The following is a 22,221-nucleotide window of genomic DNA, read 5'->3' on the forward strand; positions in this document are numbered from 1 at the left end:
AAAGCTTAAAGGGGGTTTTTGTTTAAAAGATTCTAATGATAAATTATAAAATTTATCATTTATAGCGATTGGCGTTATAAAAATTCAAAGAAATAGAGTTTTATCCAAACGGTATACATAGATATTTCATATTTTGTTTGAGGGATATTATTATCTCAATTTTTGAGAAAGGGTGGTGAAACTTGATTGACCATTGAGAATCGAATAATAAATGGAGGGTTTGAAACCGGTTCTCTGCCGCCTTGGACAGGATTTAATGCCGTAGTTACTTCTAATTTCAGCCATTCAGGGATTTATAGTGTTAACTTGGTAACTTCATCGATTGGAATCTTAGCTCAGAGCTTTCTGGTTAACCCGGGAGAGAATTTTGAATTTGTTATATCTATTTCAAAAGCTAGCAGCGCTCCTAATCCTGCGATTGTAATAACAGTAGATTATTACAACTCCTCTTTTGACTTTTTGTCGCAGGGATTAAGCTTAACAATTCCAGTAAACCGTCTATCTGCAGTAAATGTGTGGAATGAAATATATGCTACAACGAATAGTGCTCCTCCTGGAACCGTTATAGGAGTGGTAACTATTCAAAAACTCCCTCTTAGTGGGGGGGCACCGATACTAATTGATGATGTTGCAATGATAACAATTGATCAACCAGGAGCGACGGGAGCAACCGGCTCAACAGGATCAACAGGCCCGACAGGCGCAACGGGAGCCACAGGTCCAACAGGAGTAACCGGGGCAACCGGAGCAACGGGTCCAACAGGGGCGACAGGCCCAACGGGTCCAACAGGAGCAACCGGCCCGACAGGAGCGACAGGCGCAACTGGCCCAACGGGAGCGACAGGCCCAACAGGGGCAACAGGCCCAACAGGAGCAACGGGTCCAACAGGACCAACGGGAGCAACCGGCTCAACAGGATCAACAGGCCCGACAGGCGCAACGGGAGCCACAGGTCCAACAGGAGTAACCGGGGCAACCGGAGCAACGGGTCCAACAGGGGCAACAGGAGCAACCGGCCCAACAGGTCCACAGGGTCCAACGGGTCCGCCGGGTGAAGCAGGAACAATGGGAGCAGCTGGTCCAACAGGACCAACAGGACCAGCCAGTCCACAAACTGCTATATTCTTTAACAATCTATTTGGGTCTACTACTGTTTACAATCCGCCAACGGTTCCTTTAAATACAGAAGTAACTGTTGTATCGGTTCCTAATGTATCGGTCACTAGTGGGCAAAATATTAAGGTGGATTATGCATTGGCTATAGAAGCTGTAAATACTGCAAACAGTAATATAATTTTTGAAATAAGGCTATATAGAGGAGGAACTTTAGTTCAAACAAGAATATTTAATAGGAGTCTCGCGGCTGCCGGCACTCAAAGGTTTCCATTAGCCAGCACAATTGTTGATACAGTTCCTGCCACCGCAACAGTTGATTATTCAGTTAGGGTAGCGGTAACAACGGCTTCAAATGTTACTTCCGCTGCAGCATTTAATAGAGATTTAAATCTCATTCGGTTCCCTTAAAGGGAGGGGGGAAAGCTAAATGGAGCTTTCCCCTTTTGAAGTTTCATATTAAGTGAAAGAACGTTGCTTTAAAGTTAATATAGTTTGATTCACTCGGATTTAACTTCTATAAATGTGTTTTAATCGTATGGAAAATAACGTGACCGAGCTTAGCAAGGAGACATAGTATATGTTAGCTTCATTCTCGAAAAGGGAATTGAAGCTAATCTAGTGAAAGGGAGGTAAAATCCTAGATGTCGATCCAAAATTTGGTTGTAAACGGCAGCTTTGAAAACGGGGCACTTCCACCCTGGGTAGGCCAAAATGCAACCGTCACAACTCAATTTTCTCATTCAGGTTTTTGGTCGGCAAGATTACTGGGCGGGGCTGTTACTTCTTTTATTGCACAATTTGTTCCAGTAGATGCAGGAGAAGGATTGGAATTTTTAGTTTCTCTAGCTAAAGAAGGTTTTCCTGCTCCATCGCCTCAGGTGCAAATTCAAGTGTCTTATTTTGATAGTTCATTTAACTTTTTAGGCCAAGGTCTCTTTTTAAATATCCCGTTCAACAGACTACCGATTGTCCAAAATAATACATGGCTTGAAGTCTATCAAACGACGACCCCAGCTCCAGCTGGCTCTACTATGGCTTTCATTTTGATTAATACTTTGCCGCAGGCAGGTACAGCGAATGTCATTGTAGATGATGTAGCACTATTAGATGTAGAAGGCGGAGGAACAGGTCCAACCGGCCCGACAGGTCCAACCGGCCCAACCGGCCCGACAGGTCCAACCGGTCCAACAGGAGCGACAGGCCCAACAGGTCCGACGGGAGCAACCGGCCCGACAGGAGCGACAGGCCCAACCGGTCCGACGGGAGCAACCGGCCCGACAGGAGCAACCGGCCCAACCGGTCCGACGGGAGCAACAGGTCCAACGGGAGCAACCGGCCCGACAGGCGCAACGGGAGCAACCGGAGCGACAGGAGCAACCGGCCCGACAGGAGCAACCGGCCCGACAGGAGCAACAGGTCCGACGGGAGCAACAGGCGCAACCGGCCCGACAGGAGCAACAGGTCCGACGGGAGCAACGGGAGCAACCGGAGCGACAGGAGCAACCGGAGCAACGGGAGCAACCGGCCCGACAGGCGCAACGGGAGCAACCGGTCCAACCGGAGCAACGGGAGCAACCGGCCCGACAGGTCCAACGGGAGCGACAGGCGCAACGGGAGCAACTGGAGCGACAGGCGCAACAGGTCCAACCGGAGCAACCGGCCCGACAGGTCCAACGGGAGCGACAGGCCCAACAGGCCCAACTGGAGCAACCGGCCCGACGGGAGCAACCGGAGCGACAGGCCCAACAGGTCCGACGGGAGCCACAGGAGCGACAGGAGCAACCGGAGCGACAGGAGCAACAGGTCCAACGGGAGCGACAGGCGCAACGGGAGCAACCGGCCCGACAGGTCCAACGGGAGCAACAGGTCCAACCGGAGCAACGGGAGCAACCGGCCCGACAGGCGTAACCGGAGCAACGGGAGCAACCGGCCCGACAGGAGCAACCGGCGCAACCGGAGCAACGGGAGCAACCGGCCCGACAGGCGCAACAGGTCCAACGGGAGCAACCGGCCCGACAGGAGCAACAGGTCCGACGGGAGCAACCGGCGCAACCGGAGCGACAGGAGCAACCGGCCCGACAGGAGCAACAGGTCCGACGGGAGCAACAGGCGCAACCGGAGCAACCGGCGCAACCGGAGCAACGGGAGCAACCGGCCCGACAGGTCCAACGGGAGCGACAGGCGCAACGGGAGCAACCGGAGCGACAGGCGCAACAGGTCCAACCGGAGCAACCGGCCCGACAGGTCCAACGGGAGCGACAGGCGCAACAGGTCCAACCGGAGCGACAGGAGCAACCGGAGCAACCGGCCCGACAGGAGCAACCGGCCCGACAGGAGCAACCGGCCCGACGGGAGCAACCGGAGCGACAGGAGCAACCGGAGCAACGGGAGCAACCGGCCCGACAGGTCCAACGGGAGCAACAGGTCCAACAGGAGCAACGGGAGCAACCGGCCCGACAGGTCCAACGGGAGCGACAGGCGCAACGGGAGCAACCGGCCCGACAGGTCCAACGGGAGCGACAGGCGCAACGGGAGCAACCGGAGCGACAGGCCCAACAGGTCCAACGGGAGCGACAGGCGCAACGGGAGCAACCGGAGCGACAGGCCCAACCGGAGCAACGGGAGCAACCGGAGCGACAGGCCCAACCGGAGCAACGGGAGCAACCGGCCCGACGGGAGCAACGGGAGCGACAGGAGCAACCGGCCCGACAGGAGCAACAGGTCCAACCGGAGCAACGGGAGCGACAGGTCCAACAGGTCCAACCGGAGCGACAGGTCCAACTGGCCCGACAGGTCCAACCGGCGCTTAATATTTAACGACTATTAGCAAATATTTTCCGTTTGTTTTTCCGGAACTTCGCTGGAATGCTATGCGAATGATTCAGGGGGCAGTAAACCTATGGTTTACTGCCTTTTTTCTATTGCTTATTTCTAAGAATAAAAAAACATCCCTGTCACTATTTTGTGAAAGGGATGTTTTTGATTGATTAGCCTTTACGTTGGCTAAATGATTGAATGGCTGAGACTACCTGATCCACATTGACTTGATCATGGCAGGGAAGGGTGATCGTATTTTGTTCCAGAAAAATGGAATTCGGTTTAATCTGCCTGTATTTGCGGCGGTAATAGGTAGTGCCGCTTAAACAATAAGTTCCGAAAGTCGACTCTATATGGCAGTCGCTCAAATATTGAATCAATTCGTCGCGAACGATGTTTTTTGGAACTTTGAAAACGGCGGATTGTATGTTGTGTACAACGTTAGGACCGATTTGTTGACTTTGGAATCCGAGGGGTTCAAGCTGTTCACTATATGCTTTCTGCTGAAGGTTTCTCCGATGAATGATGTCATCAAGTTTTTGGAGCTGTTTAATTCCAAGAGCGGCTTGGATATCGGATAATCTGTAGTTGTAGCCGAAATCTATAAAATCCAATTTTCCGTCAGAGATGGCAGCGCCATGGTTTAATTTGACCGAAAGCCAGTCTTTCAACTCTTCCCGGTCGGTTGTAATTGCCCCGCCTTCGCCTGTCGTAAGCAGCTTTCTTGGGTGAAAGCTGAAACAGGTGAGATCGGCAATTTTTCCGGATTTACAGCCGTATTCGCTGCTGCCGATCGCACAAGCGGCATCATCCACAAGGGGTAAGCCGTACTCCTTACAAATTTGCTTAATGTTGGTGATGCCTGTCGGGTTTCCAAGAGCATCTACAAAAAGAACGGCTTTTGTACGGGACGTGATTTGACTTTCCAGTTCTTCTGGAAGCATGTTAAATGTTTCAAGATCAACATCGGCAAAAACCGGCTTGGCTCCTAAATCTTCTATTACATTGACAGTGGCGGGGAACGAGAAGTCTGAGACGATTACTTCATCTCCGGGTTGCACGTTCAGGCTTTTAAGGCACATCGATAAAGCCGTTGTTGCCGATGTTGTTAAAAAAGCATGCTTTGCACTGACATACTGTCTCATATGATCAGCAAATGTTCTGACATAAGGGCCTTTTGTCAGCATGCCAGAGGAAAATATCTCCTTTAATTCTGCTTGCACTTCTTCAAATGTAATATACGGCTCGATCAATCTGATCATGAGAGATCCTCATCTTTCATTCTTCGGTTTTTAATCACCTTTGCCGGCACGCCTACTGCTATGCTGTACGGGGGAATATTGCGATTGACGACGGCATTTGCTCCGATTTTGGAGTGGGCGCCTATCGTAACGCCTGCTAGGATAGACGCACCGATCCCGATGTTGCAGTTTTCTTCAATATGAATAGGAGCGAATGTAAGCGGCGAAAACAAAATGGTACTGTCGGGTTTATCAGGATCGGTATGGTAAGCGGCATGCATCCGGACGTTCGGACCAATTCCTGCAAATTCTCCGATTGTAACCCCGCCGGCACCGTGTATAAAACATTGCTGTCCGATCCAGCTGTTTGAACCGATGACCAGGTCATGCTTATAATAGCCTTTTAAAATCGTGTCATGGCCGATATAAACGTTATCTCCGATATAGATGTTTTCCGGATGAAAAATGCGGACCCCGTCTTCGATAACGACGTTTTCGCCGCAGCCCCCAAGCTGGGAAAGAGTGAATTCACCTTTTCCTTCGCTTTTCCATTGTTTCAACAAAAGCGCCTCCTTTCTTATTGCTCCAAATTTTTTTTAATGCTTTCAGCTGTTCTTCTGATGCCTTCTTCCAGATCAACTTTAGCGCTGAAACCGAGCATCTCTTTTGCTTTATTGACCTGAGGGATGCGCAGTTCAATATCGGCTTCTTTTTTCTCCCCAAAGAAGATTTGTGATTTTGATCCGAGAACTCTGATAATCGTGCTTGCCAATCCGTATACGGTGATCACAGTGCGTTCATTGCCGATGTTGAAAGACTCTCCGACGGCTTCTTTCATCGTCAAACAGCGCAAAATTCCGTCGATCATGTCATCTACGTAACACCAGGCCCGGATTTGCGTTCCATCGCCGTGAATATAGATCGGCTCATCCAACAGAGCTCTGTGAACCATCGTTTTGATGGCGCCTTCGCCGACTTGTTCCGGTCCATAAACATTAAAAGGGCGGACGGTGACGGTCGGAAGCCCCAGTTCTTTAAAATAGGCATATGCCATATGCTCCTCGGCGAGTTTGCTGACAGCATATGTCCAGCGGGCTTCTCCCACCGCTCCTAAAACAGTATGACTGGTCTCGCGCGCTCTGAAAGCGATTTGGCCGAACACTTCGCTTGTACTGAAACAGACAACCCTTTTGCATTCGGTTAAACCGGCAGCCGCTTCAAGCAGATTGGCTGAACCGATCATGTTGACCTGCATCGTTTTAACCGGGTTTTGAATGACCGTGTCAATCCCAGCGATGCCGGCGGCGTGGACAATGTGGCTGGCCCCCTGGATCGCCTTTTTAAGCGCGTTCAAATCCAAAATGTCTCCCTGCACCACTTTCAAGTGAGGATGGTCCCGGTAAGGCTTATACCGGAGGGAGTCTCTTGAAAAATTGTCATATACGGTGACGCTGTTGCGCTCTATCAGCTTTCCTATTAAAGAGGATCCGATAAAGCCTGCTCCGCCAGTTATGAAAATATGCTGGCCGGATAACTCTGTCATATTGCTCATCAATTGTTCACCTGCTTGTTTCGTTTTTTTGACATACAAATCCCGCGACGGGAAAGTTGTTCAACTTCATTCCGAAAGTAGCGACTGATAAACAGCCAATGTTTTTTTGCTGTTTTTCACCATATCATGATGAACTTCTGCATACTTTCTTCCTTTCTGGCCGATTTCCGGCAGCATATCCCGGTTTTTCAGTACACTTTCTATCACCTCTGTAATGTTGGCGGGATTTGCTCTTATGAGAGGCAGTTCGGAAGGATAGTGATCCTTCATAAAATCACTGATCCAGCAGATAACGGGTTTCCCCATTGCCATCGATTCGACGGCAAATAATCCGTAGCTTCCGATATGAAGCTGATCAATGATCAAATCCGCCTTTTGATAGATTTTCTTTGCCTGTTCATGAGAAACCCCTTGTACTAGGTGAAAATGAAAATCGTATTTTTCTTTTAAAGATTCCACCGCCTTAAGGATGTGGCGGGTTCCTTTTATTCCGGGAGAGGTGGGGGCATGAACGATGAGCGGCTTTTCATTTGACCTGTAGTCGGGAGTATAGCGGTCAAGCTGGATCATGGTCGGAATCATGTGGACATGCTCATAATAGTCTTTTACATACTCGTAAAGCTCCATATCGGCGACGATGCAGTGCTGGACATATTGGGAAATTCGTTTGAGGTGGTATCGAATTCGAGCTTCGTTTTTCGTTTTAACAACGGCGTATGGATTTGTTTTAGCCAATGTTGAATAAAGCCTCACATCGCTGCCCCAATGATGCATGACCATTGGTTTCTCAGCCTGTTTTAAAATGGGATAATCCGACATGTCCAGCGTGAAGCTTGTGCCGAAATGAAAATGGAACAAATCATAGGATGGCAGGAGATCATTGGCAAGCCTTCTCAGCTTCGCATTCATGGCGGGCGTATTGCGTTCTTTCAGCAATGACCAGGTGTAGTCGGCAGCGTAATTTAAATAATACGGATAGTAATTTAAAGTGTGGGCAAGCGCGCCATGCTGTGAGAGCCCTTTAGCCAAGGTATTCATTTGATTGGCGATTTCCATTGTGCCTTGCAAAATGCGGATTTGCCCAGCCGGAGGTTCGGTTTTTTCGTCAACAGGAAGGTCAAGCTTCGGCGCGCTTGCGGTTTCTGCTCCATCTCCTTTTTGAAGATAGGCTGCGCTTTCTTTTTCCCTTCCGGTGCGCAGGCACACTTTTCCCATCAGCAGATTTAAAGATCTGTTTTCAGGAAAAAGATCTAGCCCTCTCCAGAGCCACAGCCAAGCGTTATGGTCATGGCCGAGATAAACAGAAAGAGAGGCTTGAAGAAAATAAAAGTCAGGCTCGTTATGCGATCCCTCGGCTTCCCACTCCTTTAGGCGCTTCATGGCTTTGTTCCACTCTTTTTGTTCCAGACAATGAATGATATCTGATTTGAAATCTTTCATGATGACCTCCCATCGATCATGCTGATTCAATTTCTCCTTTTAAATAGCAGAATACAAAACACTTTGTGCGCTCTATCATACGTATAAATGAATCTATATGACTGTGTATTTGTGCGAGAGTGCAAGAGAAAAACCTTCCAAAGAACGGAAGGTTTTATATCAGCTGGATTTTTTTAATATTTTTCATATATCGTTCATACTGATTGTCTGAAGCGAGGCTTAATTGGAAGTACTCATCCATTTTGTTCAGGAGCGGCTGAATGCATTCTTTTTTGCCGTCATGGTCTAGATGCCGGGTATATCCGTTTTGTGCGTATCTCCGGGCCATTCTCCAAAAGGTTTTCCCGATGCTGAAATATTTCAAGGACTGTCTTTGATTTTCCTCAAGCTCCTTCCATTTGATATGAGGAAAATAGACGCTTTCGTCAAATTCTTTCACAATATAATCCATGACGTACACAAGCGATTGAATTCTTTTATGCAATTGGTAGGAAATGTTTTTTTGGTGGCGGCGGTAGCATAATACAGGTTTTTTTAAATAGCGCCGCTTCCAGCCGCGCTTCGTATTGGCTAAACAATTCAGCACATCCCCTGCAAGCGGCTTTTGCGGATCAACCAGCCAAGTGAAGCCTTTTTGCTGATAATAAGATGCTTTAAACATGCCCACCATCGGGACAATGCCTGAGCCGCCCCTTTGAAAAATCGTCCTCACCAGCTCCTCATCGCCATACTCTTGATATGTCCACAGACCCGCATTTTTCCCGTGTTGATCAACGAGCAAAAGGTCGCCGTAAACATAATCCAATCCCTCTTCTTCAAAAAAGCATTGCATAAAGTCATGGATCACCAAATTGTGCGGGAGGAAATCATCTGCGCTTAAAAGCAGAACATATTCGCCTTTAGCCTCTTGGAAGATTTCTTTAAAAGCGAGATCAGGAAGTTTTGTATTTTCGCTGTGGCATATCGCTCGAATGTGCGGATGCGTTTTTTGATAGCTGCTGGTTTTTTGCATGGAGCCGTCAGTTGAATGGTCGTCAACGATCAGAATGTCGATATTAGGGTAGAGTTGATTTAAAACGGATTGAAGGCATTCATCAATAAAATTACTGTAATTATAGTTGATGATGCCTACCGTAATCAGCGGCGGATTTGGCATAACCGTCAACTCTGACTGCTTTGCAAAGCCTGAAATCATCTCTTCAATTTTGCGCATGCTCAGGTCATATGAATAATGCTCTTCAATAAACGACCGATAATGGAGAGATGTATAATCACCGCTTGTGATCATGGCCACGAATTCATCTATTGTATTCCAAACAACTGATTCATCGTATATCGTCTTTGCGCCGTAAAAATTGTGAATCAGCGGTTTTATGCCTTTAGCCATCGCTTCCATGGCCGACATATGCTGACTTTCAAGAAGGCTCGTGCAAATCAGGTAATGCTTATCTTCCAAGTATTGATTCATATCATCCTGCCATCCGTCAAATTGGACGTTGTCAGTCAGCCGGAGCTCATCAATCATTTGATTGAAATACAACTGATAGCGGGCGTCCTGAAACGTCCCGGCGATAAACAATTTGTATCTTGGGTCTTTGTCAATCAGTGCTTTGAAAGCCTGCAGCAAAAGCATCGGCCCTTTTTTATAGTTGATATAGCCGACATAAGCGATGTGAAAGCCTTTTTGCCTTTGTTTAAAAGTGTATTGATCTAGCTTGATTCCATTTGGAACGACGGCCGTTTTCTCTTTTTTCAACGCCTTGACTTGATCCAATACGTATTCCCGCAAATGCTCTCCGTCAAAAATCACTTGGTCCACCGCTTGCCAATATACCTTTTTAATATAAAAAGTAAATGCTTCATAGCTGTGGAGTCTGCATATTAATGTTTTAGCCGCTGCAGAAGGGACTTTGCTCCCGTGGATCAATAAATCATCGCACCATTCAAACCAGCAAATATCCGCCCATTGCATGCCAGCGTCGATTTGATTCAGGTCATGAACCACGATTTTTTTTGTCCGGTAAGTTCCGGAAAGGTGCTCAACGACAGAATTCAAAAACCGGTCCAAATCCGGTTTGACGAAAAAAATGATTTTTGGACGCCTGACCATTTTTTTGAAAAGGTCTTCTTTCTCCTTCATGAGGCGAGGTCGATGTTCGCGCCTGACAAATAGGAGGGCATCATCATATAATTCAGACGCTCTCTGAGCCTGCTGCTTTTTTTCACAGACAAAAGCAGCGCTTATCAGCAAGCCGGGATCGAAGGGAGCGGCTTTCAGCTTCTCTTCAAGCTTCTGCGCAGCATCGTGCCATTTGTGATGAAAAATCAGTTGGGATATTTCAGTTTCTCTCCAGCTAAGCCCAACAGAGTCTAGCAGATATTCCAATTCATTATCCATCTGAAACCTCCTGGTTAAACACATTTTCGCTAGTAGTATCTATATTCAAACGAAAAAAGAAAGTTCTATGAAAAATACTTTGGAAATGGCGCAGCCTTGAAAATATAAAACAGTGATAGTGGCACAAACGCGATCAGCTGCTGTTTCATATTTTATGGGTAGATTTTAAAAAAGAGTCTCAGGGAGTGAAGGCTTTGGTTACAATCAGTCTATGTATGATTGTCAAAAATGAAGAAGAAGTATTAGCGAGATGCCTTGATACAGTGAAAGACATTGTAGATGAGATTAATATTGTTGATACGGGGTCGACAGATAAAACTGTAGAGATTGCGAAGCGATACACAGACCGCGTCTTTTTCTTTGAATGGATCGGCGATTTTGCGGCTGCCCGCAATGAATCGTTCAAACACGCCACTAAGGATTATATTCTCTATCTGGATGCGGATGATGTTTTGCTTGAAGAAGATCAGAAAAAACTGAAAGAGTTGAAGGAAACGCTTGATCCTTCCGTTGATTCCGTGTCTATGTACTATGATGCTGGAACCGACGAATTCGGAAATGTGACATTAAGGTACCGCCGCAACCGTCTGGTGAAAAGGGAGAAGAACTTTAAATGGAAAGGCGACTGCCATCAATATTTGGAGGTATTCGGGAACATCATCAATGCCGATATTTCAGTGACGCATAAAAAAATCCGCCACTCTGTCGGACGAAACCTCAATATTTACCAAAAGAAGATTGATCGCGGCGACACGTTTACCCCGCGCGACTATTTTTACTACGGTAATGAATTAAGAGAAAACAGACACTACGAAAAAGCGATTGAAAGCTACAATAAAAACATTGAAATGAAAGAAGGATGGATTGAAGACAAAGTATACGCCTGCATCAACAAAGCCGACTGCCACCGCTTTCTCGGCGACATGGACAATGAGCTGAGATCTCTGTTCCAGTCATTTGAATTTTCTAAAACGCCTCGTGCCGAAACATGCTCAAGAATCGGCTATAACTTTCAGCGGAGGCGGGAATACAAGGCCGCTATCTACTGGTATGAGCTGGCCACAACATTGGTGCCTGATTCAAATAAATGGAGCTTCACCTATCCGGCATACTATACTTGGTACCCTCATTTGCAAATGTGTGTGTGCTATTACAATTTAGGAGACTTTGAAAAGTCGTATCATCATAATGAAGAGGCGAGGAAATACCGTCCCGAAGACAAATCCGTCCTTCATAACAAACAGCTGCTGGAAGGGAAATTAGGCATTAACAATTAGCATTGTAAAGACTTACTGAACAAGTAGGTCTTTTTTTTATGAATAAAATCAAGCCGTGCCAATTTAGCGGCAGGCATCATAACTTATTTTGGAACTTTTTGAATTTAGAGGAGGAACAAAGGATGATCCCGTTAGTCAATTTAAAACGTCAATTTCAAACAGTAAAACAGGATATTTTAAAAGAGTTTGAACATGTGCTGGACAGCGGCCAATATATATTGGGGCCAAAGGTTGAAGAATTAGAGAAAAGAATAGCTGAAAAGCTTGGTGTAAAAGAAGCGGTCGCGGTCGCCAACGGAACGGATGCATTGGTGCTGACGCTTGAAGCTTTCGGCATCGGCAAAGGGGATGAAGTGATTACGACCCCGTTCACTTTTTTCGCCACCGCCGAAGCCGTCTCAAGGGTGGGGGCTGAACCTGTGTTTGCTGATGTCGATCCTGAAACATACAATCTTGATCCGAAAAAAATAGAAGAAAAGATCACCCCTGCTACTAAAGCGATCATTCCCGTCCATATCTTCGGACAGCCGGCTGATATGGACGAGATCATGGAGCTTGCCAAAAAACACGGACTGCTTGTGATTGAGGATGCCTGCCAAGCGTTCGGCGCATCGTATAAAGAGCGGCCTGTCGGCAGCATCGGGGATGCCGCCTGTTTTTCATTTTTCCCTACAAAAAACTTGGGAACATTGGGAGACGGGGGAATGGTGACGATTTCAGACCCGGATGCAGCCCGGCAATTAAGAACACTCAGAACCCATGGCACTAGCAAAAAATACTTCCATGACAAAATCGGTTTCAACAGCCGTCTTGATGAATTACACGCCGCAGCTTTACTCATTCTTCTTGAGAAAATCGACGGCTGGAATGAACAAAGAAGAAGAGTGGCCAGCCGCTACAGAGAAGGTTTGAAAACGGCGGAGCACCTCACACTGCCGGCAGAGAAAGAGGACCGCACACATATCTATCATCTCTATTGTATCGGCGCGAAAAACCGCGACTACATCATACAATCGCTGAAAGAGCAGGACATTCATTCAGGTGTGTATTATCCTTGCTGCCTTCATCTGCAATCGGTCTATTCTTCACTGCAGTACAAAAAAGGCGATTTTCCTATAGCCGAGTCCTTGTCCGAAACCCTTTTCGCCATTCCGATGGATCCTTTTCTAGCCGCCGAGGAACAAGATCAGATTATTTCTGCGCTGCTGAAAAAAGGAGGAGGGGAAAAGTGACGGTTCATTTTGGTTTAATCGGCTGCGGCTATATGTCAAGAAAACATCTTCAAGCACTGGCCGAGTGCGATGATGCAAAGTTGTCGGCCGTCAGTGATTTGCAGGAAGAAAGAATGAAGGAAGCGGAAGAATACTATGCTTCCCTCGCCGGTGAGGAAAGCCGAATGACCCGCTATCCGCAGTATCAAGCGCTGCTTTCAGATCCTAAAATTGAAGCGGTCATTATTGCGGCGGTTTCGGGACTGCACGCCGAAATGGCCAAACATGCGCTGCTGGCAGGCAAGCACGTCATCGTCGAAAAACCGATGACCTTGTCATTACGGGATGCCGATGAGCTTATAGAACTGGCGGAGCAGAACGGGCTGAAGCTCATGGTCTGCCACCAGATGCGCCACCGGCCGATCATGAAAAAACTGAAGGAAACGATTGAGGAAGGAAAGCTGGGAAAGATCTACTTGGGCACGGTATCGCTCCGCTTAAACAGGTCCCCCGCTTATTATGAAGCGGCATCCTGGCGGGGAAGCTGGGAAAAAGACGGCGGGATGCTGGTCAATCAAGGGATACATCTGATCGATCTGCTGCAATGGTTTTTAGGTGATGTAAAAGGCGTTTACGGAGATATGCTGGGCGGCTCCGGAGCTAAAGAAACGGAAGATGTTGCTGTCGGTATTCTGACGTTTGCCAGTCAGGCGAAAGGTGTAGTAGAAGCGAATATCGTCACACAGCCAAACAATATCGGAAGCTCTCTCTCGATTTTTGGAGAAAATGGAACGATTTCATTGGAAGGTCCGGCATTAAACCGGATCAGCCGCTGGTACATCCACGGGGAGAAGGCGGATGCTGAAGAAGCGGCAAAGCTGATTGACATCGGCGGCGAACAAACCGCAATGTATCAAAACTTTATAAGCGCCCTCAAGCGCCAAGACACGCTATTGGTTGACGGCTATGAAGGAAAAAAGGCGATTGAAACCATCTTTGGAATCTATCAATCTGTGCTGCAGAAGCAACCGGTGCAGCTGCCTCTTTCTTCATTTCAAACAACTGATATGAAAAATAAATAGGTTTTGTTTTGGTAGATCGTCCCTTTCAAAAAAAGATTTGAAACATAGTTTATTAAAGGAATGTACAGAAGGGGCGAGTTGATAAATGAGCAAACAGGAAATTCATAACGAAACGATAGCGGTCATCGGCTTGGGGTTTGTCGGTCTGCCCTTGGCCATGTTGTTGATATCAAAAGGAATGCGGGTTATCGGTGTTGATTTGGACAAAAAGAAAGTCGAGGCATTGCGGAAAGGAACCAGCTATATTTCGGATATAAACGATCAAGCGGTGCAGGACGGAATAGGCACCGGTTTCTTTCGTCCTGTTTCGGACTACAGTTTAATCGGTGAAGCGGATGCCGTCATCATCTGCGTGCCGACGCCTTTGAATGATGATGCGGGTCCTGATTTGAATTATGTGAAAAGAGCGGCGCAATTGATTGGAGCGCACTTGAAAAAAGGGCAGCTCGTCGTGTTGGAAAGCTCGACATATCCGGGTACGACAAGAGACATCGTCAAACCGATCCTGGAAAAAAGCGGCCTTGTATGCGGGAAGGATTTTTACTTGGCTTATTCTCCAGAACGCGTTGATCCGGGCAATCAGTTCCCGATTGAGGTCGTGCCGAAGGTAGTAGGAGGAGCGACGGATGCATGCCTTGAAAAGGTGCATCAATTATACAGCGGCATTTATGAAGAGGTTGTGCCTGTTACATCGCCAGAAACAGCGGAGCTGACAAAGCTGCTCGAAAATACGTACCGGTTTATTAATATTTCATTCATTAATGAATTCGCGATGATATGCGACAGGCTCGGGGTGAATGTGTGGGAAGTCATCGAGGCGGCAAGCACGAAGCCGTATGGGTTTGCGGCTTTTTATCCAGGCCCCGGCATCGGCGGCCATTGCATCCCCGTCGACCCGCTGTATTTGCAGTTTGTCATGAAACAAAGCGGATTATCGAGCGACTTTATCGAGCTGTCGGAAGCGACAAATGATAGAATCGTCCGCTATATCGCAGAGCGCTCCTTGCAGCTGGCAGGGAAAGACAAGGCGACAGACGCCCGCATCTTAATCTACGGCGTCACCTATAAACGAAATATCGCGGATGTCCGCGAATCAAAATCGCTTGATATTATAGAGAAGCTGATCGGCATGGGAGCAGATGTTTCCTACCATGATCCGCACGTTCCGGACCTCGACCTCAGCGGCAAAAAGCTAGCAAGCGTGCCGATAGATTCAAAGATGCTGAAAGAGTATGACTGTGTTGTCATTTTAACTGATCATGACGCACTCCCGAAAGAGCTGTTATTAAACCATGCAAACGTGATATTTGATACGAGAGGAGTGCTGAGGGAAGCAGCCGGAAAAGCAAAAGTCATCCAGCTCGGAAACGGGCGCTCCTGAATCAATTTTTCTGCAGCGACTCACGCCCAGATCCGTTCGGAATACAATAAGTTAAAACAAGAACGAAAAGGGTGAGGGCCGTGTGGATCGGAATTCTGTTGATGGTCTCTGGGATTGGGATCAGTATTTTCGCCGTCAGTCTGATTGTCAGCTATTTGTTTGTTTTGCCGAACCGGAGCACATATGAAGAAACTTTTTTCAGCGGACTCAAACACGGCGAGATCATCGATGACGTGTTTGAGTCCCACGACAAAGAAGAGCTGTTTTTGACAGCAGGGGATGGATGCCGGCTGCATGCGCTGCTATTTCCCGTTCAAAAGAGCAGGAAAGCCGTCATCATCTCCCACGGCATCAAGTGGTCGCTGTTTGGCGGGTATAAACACGTCGAGCTGTTTCAGTCCATCGGCTACAATGTCCTGCTTTGCGACAGCAGGTGCCACGGGTTGAGCGGCGGTTCACACGTTTCCTACGGGTTTTACGAAAAGGATGATTTGGCGAGGTGGGCTGACGAGCTTGAGAACAGGTTCGGCAAAGATCTTTGGATCGGGGTGCTTGGCGAATCGCTCGGAGCGGCGGCTGCCATCGAGCTGATGAAACAGGATCGGAGAATCAAGTTTTGTATTGCCGATTCCTGCTTCAGCGATTTAACAGAGCTATGCCGCTTTCAGCTGAAAGCCGCCGTCAAATTGTCCGTGCCGTTTCTCATCCCGTTGGCAAGCGGGCTGATCAAGCGGCGCCACGGCTGGAGCCTTGCTGATATATCGCCGGTCAGCAACCTTGAGCAGTCAGACACGCCGCTGTTGATCATCCACGGCACAAAGGATCAGCTTGTTCCGCCGGAAATGGCCAAAAGCCTGTATGAGAGGAAAAAGGGATTCAAGAAACTGTACTGGATTGAAGGCGCCGGACATGTCGGCGGATTTCGCCACAATCCTGAGGAATACTTAAATAAAATCAAAGACTTTATCTTGAAAATCGAGCCGGCCAATTAGCCTTGCGATTCCAGTTTTTCAGCGGCTGCCGATCTTTGGCGCGCTTCCTTGATTTTGCCGGCGTAGGACGTTCCCCAATTCATCATTTGCCGGATGATCGGGATCAGCGTCTTGCCGAACTCGGTTAAACTGTACTCGACTTTCGGAGGAACCTGTTTGTAAATTGTACGGCAGACGATGCCGTCGCGCTCAAGCTCTCGAAGCTGGAGGGTCAGCATCCGCTGAGTCACGCCGGGAATTAAGCGCCGCAGTTCATTAAAGCGTTTTTTATCATCGATCAAGTGATACAGAATGACGCTTTTCCATTTGCCGCCGATGATATCGATCGTTGCTTCCACCGGACATGAATAACCGTCCGGTGCTTCGCATGCTGCCGGATGTTTTTTCATTTTCTTCTCTCCTTAGTATAAAAAATGATACTATGCCACAAAAATGTGCGTACTTTCTTATTGCTATTATAATGATTAGAATGAAATTGAGAAAGGAATATAAACTATAGAGAAAAGGAGAGAACATAATATGACAGAGCAATCCAAGAAGCAAGAGATTCTTGACGCATTCCAATTTAGACATGCGACAAAAGAATTTGATCCGGACAGAAAGATATCAGATGAGGATTTTCAGTTCATTTTAGAAGCGGGCAGACTGTCGCCAAGCTCGGTCGGCCTCGAACCGTGGCAATTTGTCGTCGTCCAAAATAAAGAGCTGCGTGAAAAACTGCGTCAAGTCTCATGGGGTGCACAGGGGCAGCTTCCGACAGCCAGCCATTTCGTTTTGCTGCTCGGACGCACGGCTAAGGAAATGCGACGTGATTCCGGCTATGTTGCAGATCAATTAAAGCATGTGAAAAAAATGCCGGAGGACATCATTGAAAATATGCTGAAAGAAGACGGCGTTCTGGAAAGTTTCCAAGACGGCGATTTTCATTTGTACGAAAGCGACAGGGCGATGTTTGACTGGGTATCAAAGCAAACGTACATCGCGCTCGCCAACATGATGACGGCTGCCGCTTTGATCGGCATTGACTCCTGCCCGATTGAAGGCTTTAACTACGACAAAGTCCACGACATCCTTGAAAAAGAAGGGGTGTTGGAGGATGGCCGCTTTGACATCTCGGTCATGGCCGCTTTCGGATACCGTGTGAAAGAGCCGCGTCCGAAGACGAGACGGGCGCTTGATCAAATCGTGAAATGGGTCGAATAAGAAAAGTGCGGTTCTGCATAAGCAGACCGCACTTTTTATATTTAGATCTGGAGCTTGCGCCGCTTCCTTTGGTAAAGGTACAGGCCGCTTCCGGATATAAGCAACAGCAGGCCGAGCATCAGCCAATGATAGGCGTTTGAAGCGGTGTCAGGCAAAAAACCGCCGTTTGAACCATCGGAAGGTTCATTTCCGTCATCTGCTCCGCCGCTGTCATGACCGCCTGATCCGTCTCCGCCGCTGCCGGCGCCGGGCGAAGCAGGGGGTTCACCGCCGCTGCCGCCATCCGGAGTGTCATCATCGCCGGAACCCGGCGGAAGGGAAGGCGACCCGGCATCATTGTCATTCATCACGGTATACTCGCTGAAATGGTCGACATAGCCTGCAACGGTACGGCCTTTCGTATAGCCGTTTGTTACTTTTGTGAAGCTGTTGTTTTTGCGGTCGACATAATAGACGCTCAAATGTTTATCAGGAGCATCGACTTGGAACAACAGTCCGACAGGCTCTTTAAATGTGCTGACCGTTTTACCATTCTGCTGAATGTTGAAATCATATACCTTTGTGACCGCCTGTTTGATATCCTTGGCGATTTTAATGCTGATTTTTGTCTTTTCGCTTGCCAGATTAACGGCTGGAAGCTGCATCGCAATGCGATCGTTTTTCAGGGTGATGCTTGGATCACCGGTTCTTTCTTTGACAAGGTCAGTCTGTGCTTTTGTCATATTCAGCTTGATGTGTTCCTTTTCTGTGTCAGGGAAATAGGCAATCGCCTGATTTGCGTTTTTCCCGTATGTTTCGAACGGCTTTTCCGCAAGCGTCCAAGTGCCGTCTGCCTGACGGTCGGGAAGGAACACTTCTGTGATTCTGTTCTCGATGTTCGGTGAAACAGAATCGTATAAGGCAAGCTGCTCTGTAAAAATGTCGTAATCGGTAAAGCCGAGATCGACACCGTTTTTCGCTTCTTTAAAAACGGAATAGCCGTCTCCGCCGCCGCCCATGAAGTTATTTGTAGCGACACGGTAGGTTTTGTCCAAATCGAGCGGAACAGCGTCCCCTTTGTCATTGACTAGGTTCACATCAAGGATTCGCTCACCTTTTGGCTTGCTCAGTGTAAAGGTGAAGGATAGACCCGAAACATGCGGAAACGCGCCTCCGCCTTCTTCGACTTGGCTCACCCCGTGCTCAAGCGCTTCTTTGATTTGCGCCCCCGTCAAATCAGCGGCATAAAGGGTGTTGCCGAACGGCATGACCGTCAGCACATCGCCGAGTGTGATTTCGCCTTTGGCAATACCGCTTCTGATTCCGCCGCCGTTTGTGATGGCGATGTCAGCTCCGCCGGCTTGTTTTGCTTTCTTCAGCATGCCGTCCGCGATAAAATTGCCGAGGTTGGTTTCTTTTGAGCGGACATGCTCGCGTTTTCCGTCCAGCGGGACATCGGCATAGCCTACTTTTTTCTTTTTCAGTTCGTCAATATCTTCTTTAAAGCCGTCAAGCACTTCTTTCCCAGGAGGGTCTTCGTCCACTTTGTCGTCGATCGCGATCAAATTGAACCTTGATTGGTCCGTTTGAACGACGCCGTTCTCATCAAACACCACATCGACCCTTCCCAAAAACTGTCCGTAGTCTTTCACTTGAGCGACGATTGTCGGTTCTTCGTTCTCCACCACTTTCAAGTGATCGACAAGTGTATGCGTATGCCCGCCGATAATCAAATCGATGCCCTTCACTTTCTTGGCAAGCTCCAGATCCCGGTTGTAGCCGAGGTGGGTGAGGGCGATGATTTTGTTGACCTTTTCTTTTTCTTTCAGTTCCTTCACCGTTTTCTCTGCTGACTGATAAGCGTCATGAAACGCAATGTTCGGACCGGGGCTTGATGTATATGACGTATCTTCCGTCGTCAAGCCGAATACGCCGACTTGTTCGCCGTTTACATCAAGCAGAATATAAGGATAGATGCCGCTTTCTTTCTTTTTTCCCGCTGCTAAGACTGCAGGCTCTTTCTGAAAGCTTCGCAGCTTCGGCTCTTTTGATACATCCACATTGGAGCTGACGATCGGAAAATCGGGCTTTTCCAGCTGGTGTCTGTTTAACGGGTCTACGGCTGTATAGTTTCCGCTGAGAAAGTCTGCGAGCACTTTAGGCCCTTTATCAAATTCATGGTTGCCGAAGGTCATGGCGTCATAGCCCATCATGTTCATCAGTTTCAAATCGGCGAGTCCGTTCCATTTTGTAAAATACAGATCGCCGGAAAAGACGTCGCCGGCATCGAGCAGCACATTGTTTTCTGTTTCACTGCGGATTTCTTTCACTTTGGCAGCGCGCCTTGCCGCTCCATCAAGGTGGGCATGCGTGTCGTTCGTGTGCATGACGGTTAATGTCCAGTTTTCATCATCAACTGGAGGCTCTGAACCGTCAAAGTTCAGCTTATAGACGCCATATCCTTTGTTTTCGGATTCCCTGACAAAATCGATGTCATTCGCTTTTTCAGCAAACGGTTTGGCAAGGAGGGAAGACTCGAATGTCACGTCGGCTCCTTTAATCGGAGCGATCGACCAGTTGTTGTCGGCGGCGGGATTGACCGTTTTCTTCTCCATAATGTAGTTCATGAGCACCTGCCTGTTTTCATCAGCCGCCGCATAAACGACTTTGTCCTGAGTCAGATGCGGGAATCCGCCGCCCCCGGAGGCGCGGTAATTATTTGTGACGACAAGGAATTCCTGGTCGTCGCGGACGGGTTTTCCGTTGTAAGACAACTGTTTGACGCGGTTCGCCTGCGGATTTTTCACCCCGCCTGAGGCATTGTATTTTGCAGGCTGTGTGACATCGATCTGGTAGGTCACACCGTCAATGACATCGAAATTATACGACCTGAAATCGGGATTGAGGAGCGCCTGTTCACCCGATTTTGAAGGATCGATCTGATTGAACTGCCCGGCCGACATTTCGATCCAGTCCTTCACTTCGCTTCCCGTCAGTTTGACGATATAGAGCGTATTGTCGTACAAATACAAATCGCCGATGTTTTTGATCGCAAGGTTTCCTGCTTTAATGTTTGTATAATAACCAGCACCGTTGCGTCCTCCTGCTTTGAACGGCGCGCCCGCTGATAAAATCGGCAGGTTTTCGTATTCCGTTCCCTTCATGACATCTTCCGCATACCATTTTTGTGCGTCTGTGACAATCTGGATTGAAGGATCGTCTTTTACCTGCGCGAAAAAGCTGTTAATATCAGCTTCTGTTTGGCCAACCGGCGCGCGGACGTATTCGAGCGTTTTTTCGTGCGTATCTTTAATCGCGGAAACGACGGTTTCGTTTCGCGACATCACATTTCCGGCAATCGCTTCCGTTTTTGCGCTGGCATCTTTCACTTTCCATTTGCCGCCGTCCAGTTCAAGCTGCATATCGATAATTCCTAAATGGCTGCCCCAGTTCTTCGGCATGACGACAGGAATGCCGTTGATCGTTCCTTTTTGGTTGTCGATCACGCCGTTACCGGGATAGTCGGTGCCGGGGAACAGACCGTGCTGATGTCCGGAGATGATCGCATCTATTCCTTCCGTCTTGAGAGCCAGGTCGTATACGGCGTTTTCGGCTCCCGCCGCCTGTTCGCCATTTTCAATTCCGGAGTGGGCGATCGCGATGATCACGTCGGCGCCTTCCTGTTTCATTTTTGGAATCGTTTCTTTCGCTGATTCGGTGATGTCCTGCACTGTGATTTTGCCGTCCAGGTGCTTTTTATCCCATGTTAAAATCTGAGGCGGAACGAAGCCGATATAGCCGACTTTAAGCTGGTGCTTTCGGCCGCTTTCATCCGTCACCGTCCGGTCTTCAATATGATATGGCGTATATTTGTTCTTTCCGTCCGGTGTTTTAATATTGGCATTGACGATGGGAAATTCGGCCCCTTTTATCGTGCCGTCAAGGAATTCAAGGCCGTAGTTGAATTCGTGGTTTCCGAGCGTGCCGGCGTCATATTGCAGTTTGTTCATGACATCAATGATCGGGTGTGTTTTCGTTCCGGAGATAATCGATTCACGTTCATGTTTGAAGATGTATTCCCCTAGAGGGTTTCCTTGAATTAAGTCGCCGTTGTCGACAAGAATCGTGTTAGGATTCCGGCTCCGGTACTTTTCGATCAGCTGAGCCGTTCGTGCCAGTCCGAATTCAGCCGTTTCTTTGTCGGCATAGTAGTCATAATCCATCATATGGGCGTGGATATCTGTCGTACCCAAGATGCTGAGGCTGATCAGCGGGTGTTCGTTTTGTTCTTCTGCATATGTCTGGGTGTTTGGCATGAGTAAACTGAGTATCATCACTGAGGTTAGCAGAATACGGAGAATGTTTTTCCTTGAAAACCGTCTTTTCTGTATTCCCACCATTTCTCCACCTTTCAGATTAGAGTAACAATTTCTATTGTAAGAACTTTTTGTAAAGTTTTGTAGAACTTTCGTTGCGAATATTGTAAACACTCAGAAAATGATTCCAAAGTCTGTCTCTGTCTGCCGGGTGAC

15 protein-coding genes are annotated in these 22,221 nt (G+C 47.9%); 8 read left to right on the top strand and 7 right to left on the bottom strand.

Translation table 11 applies throughout. The annotated features are described in order from the left end of the window. Window positions 1-186 precede the first annotated feature (186 nt). Together MKY62_RS03990 and MKY62_RS03995 are read left to right on the top strand one after the other, a co-directional pair. Complete coding sequence (locus MKY62_RS03990; RefSeq protein WP_339613941.1) at window positions 187-1,524, top strand: NTTRR-F1 domain; 1,338 nt, start codon at window positions 187-189, stop codon at window positions 1,522-1,524. A gap of 233 nt (window positions 1,525-1,757) precedes the next feature. After that, complete coding sequence (locus tag MKY62_RS03995; RefSeq protein ID WP_339613942.1) at window positions 1,758-3,926, top strand: NTTRR-F1 domain; 2,169 nt, start codon at window positions 1,758-1,760, stop codon at window positions 3,924-3,926. 177 nt (window positions 3,927-4,103) lie between these two features. On the opposite strand, the gene MKY62_RS04000 is transcribed toward MKY62_RS03995, so the two are convergent. The 5 genes from MKY62_RS04000 to MKY62_RS04020 all read right to left on the bottom strand — a co-directional run bounded on the left by MKY62_RS04000 (window position 4,104) and on the right by MKY62_RS04020 (window position 10,564). Beyond that, entirely contained in the window at window positions 4,104-5,195 is a 1,092-nt protein-coding gene (locus MKY62_RS04000) for a DegT/DnrJ/EryC1/StrS family aminotransferase (RefSeq protein ID WP_003179756.1), read from the bottom strand. Beyond that, window positions 5,192-5,734, bottom strand: a complete 543-nt coding sequence (locus MKY62_RS04005) for a DapH/DapD/GlmU-related protein (RefSeq protein ID WP_016886263.1) — start codon at window positions 5,732-5,734, stop codon at window positions 5,192-5,194. Before MKY62_RS04005 ends, MKY62_RS04000 begins: the two co-directional genes overlap by 4 nt. A 17-nt stretch (window positions 5,735-5,751) precedes the next feature. Then, the gene (locus MKY62_RS04010; RefSeq protein WP_003179761.1) at window positions 5,752-6,726 is read right to left on the bottom strand and encodes an NAD-dependent epimerase/dehydratase family protein; all 975 of its coding nucleotides are present in this window, start codon (window positions 6,724-6,726) and stop codon (window positions 5,752-5,754) included. A gap of 66 nt (window positions 6,727-6,792) precedes the next feature. Then, entirely contained in the window at window positions 6,793-8,166 is a 1,374-nt protein-coding gene (locus MKY62_RS04015) for a glycosyltransferase (protein WP_003179762.1), read from the bottom strand. Window positions 8,167-8,320: 154 nt separating this feature from the next. After that, a complete protein-coding gene (locus MKY62_RS04020) occupies window positions 8,321-10,564 on the bottom strand; it encodes a glycosyltransferase (RefSeq protein ID WP_003179764.1) in 2,244 nt (747 codons plus the stop codon). A gap of 194 nt (window positions 10,565-10,758) precedes the next feature. On the opposite strand from MKY62_RS04020, the gene MKY62_RS04025 reads away from it, so the two are divergent. The 5 genes from MKY62_RS04025 to MKY62_RS04045 all read left to right on the top strand — a co-directional run bounded on the left by MKY62_RS04025 (window position 10,759) and on the right by MKY62_RS04045 (window position 16,507). Beyond that, entirely contained in the window at window positions 10,759-11,841 is a 1,083-nt protein-coding gene (locus MKY62_RS04025; protein ID WP_003179768.1) for a glycosyltransferase, read from the top strand. Between the two features lie 122 nt (window positions 11,842-11,963). After that, window positions 11,964-13,073: a DegT/DnrJ/EryC1/StrS family aminotransferase gene (locus MKY62_RS04030; RefSeq protein ID WP_003179769.1), complete on the top strand. Its 1,110-nt coding sequence runs from the start codon at window positions 11,964-11,966 to the stop codon at window positions 13,071-13,073. Next, window positions 13,070-14,134 (top strand): Gfo/Idh/MocA family oxidoreductase, encoded by a 1,065-nt coding sequence (locus MKY62_RS04035; RefSeq protein ID WP_003179771.1) that lies wholly within the window; start codon window positions 13,070-13,072, stop codon window positions 14,132-14,134. Before MKY62_RS04030 ends, MKY62_RS04035 begins: the two co-directional genes overlap by 4 nt. A gap of 85 nt (window positions 14,135-14,219) precedes the next feature. After that, window positions 14,220-15,515: a nucleotide sugar dehydrogenase gene (locus tag MKY62_RS04040; protein ID WP_003179773.1), complete on the top strand. Its 1,296-nt coding sequence runs from the start codon at window positions 14,220-14,222 to the stop codon at window positions 15,513-15,515. An 80-nt stretch (window positions 15,516-15,595) separates the two neighbouring features. Beyond that, complete coding sequence (locus MKY62_RS04045) at window positions 15,596-16,507, top strand: alpha/beta hydrolase (protein ID WP_003179775.1); 912 nt, start codon at window positions 15,596-15,598, stop codon at window positions 16,505-16,507. On the opposite strand, the gene MKY62_RS04050 is transcribed toward MKY62_RS04045, so the two are convergent. Continuing rightward, on the bottom strand, window positions 16,504-16,896 hold the full coding sequence (locus tag MKY62_RS04050) for a helix-turn-helix domain-containing protein (RefSeq protein WP_003179777.1): 393 nt from the start codon (window positions 16,894-16,896) through the stop codon (window positions 16,504-16,506). The two genes, MKY62_RS04045 and MKY62_RS04050, sit on opposite strands and share 4 nt — an antisense overlap. A gap of 130 nt (window positions 16,897-17,026) precedes the next feature. Between MKY62_RS04050 and MKY62_RS04055 the strand changes: the two genes are divergently transcribed. Beyond that, complete coding sequence (locus MKY62_RS04055) at window positions 17,027-17,710, top strand: NAD(P)H-dependent oxidoreductase (RefSeq protein WP_003179779.1); 684 nt, start codon at window positions 17,027-17,029, stop codon at window positions 17,708-17,710. Between the two features lie 41 nt (window positions 17,711-17,751). On the opposite strand, the gene MKY62_RS04060 is transcribed toward MKY62_RS04055, so the two are convergent. Beyond that, entirely contained in the window at window positions 17,752-22,089 is a 4,338-nt protein-coding gene (locus MKY62_RS04060) for a multifunctional 2',3'-cyclic-nucleotide 2'-phosphodiesterase/3'-nucleotidase/5'-nucleotidase (RefSeq protein ID WP_016886260.1), read from the bottom strand. Window positions 22,090-22,221 lie beyond the last annotated feature (132 nt).

Source organism: Bacillus sp. FSL R7-0646 (genome assembly GCF_037969865.1).
Lineage (GTDB): Bacteria > Bacillota > Bacilli > Bacillales > Bacillaceae > Bacillus > Bacillus licheniformis.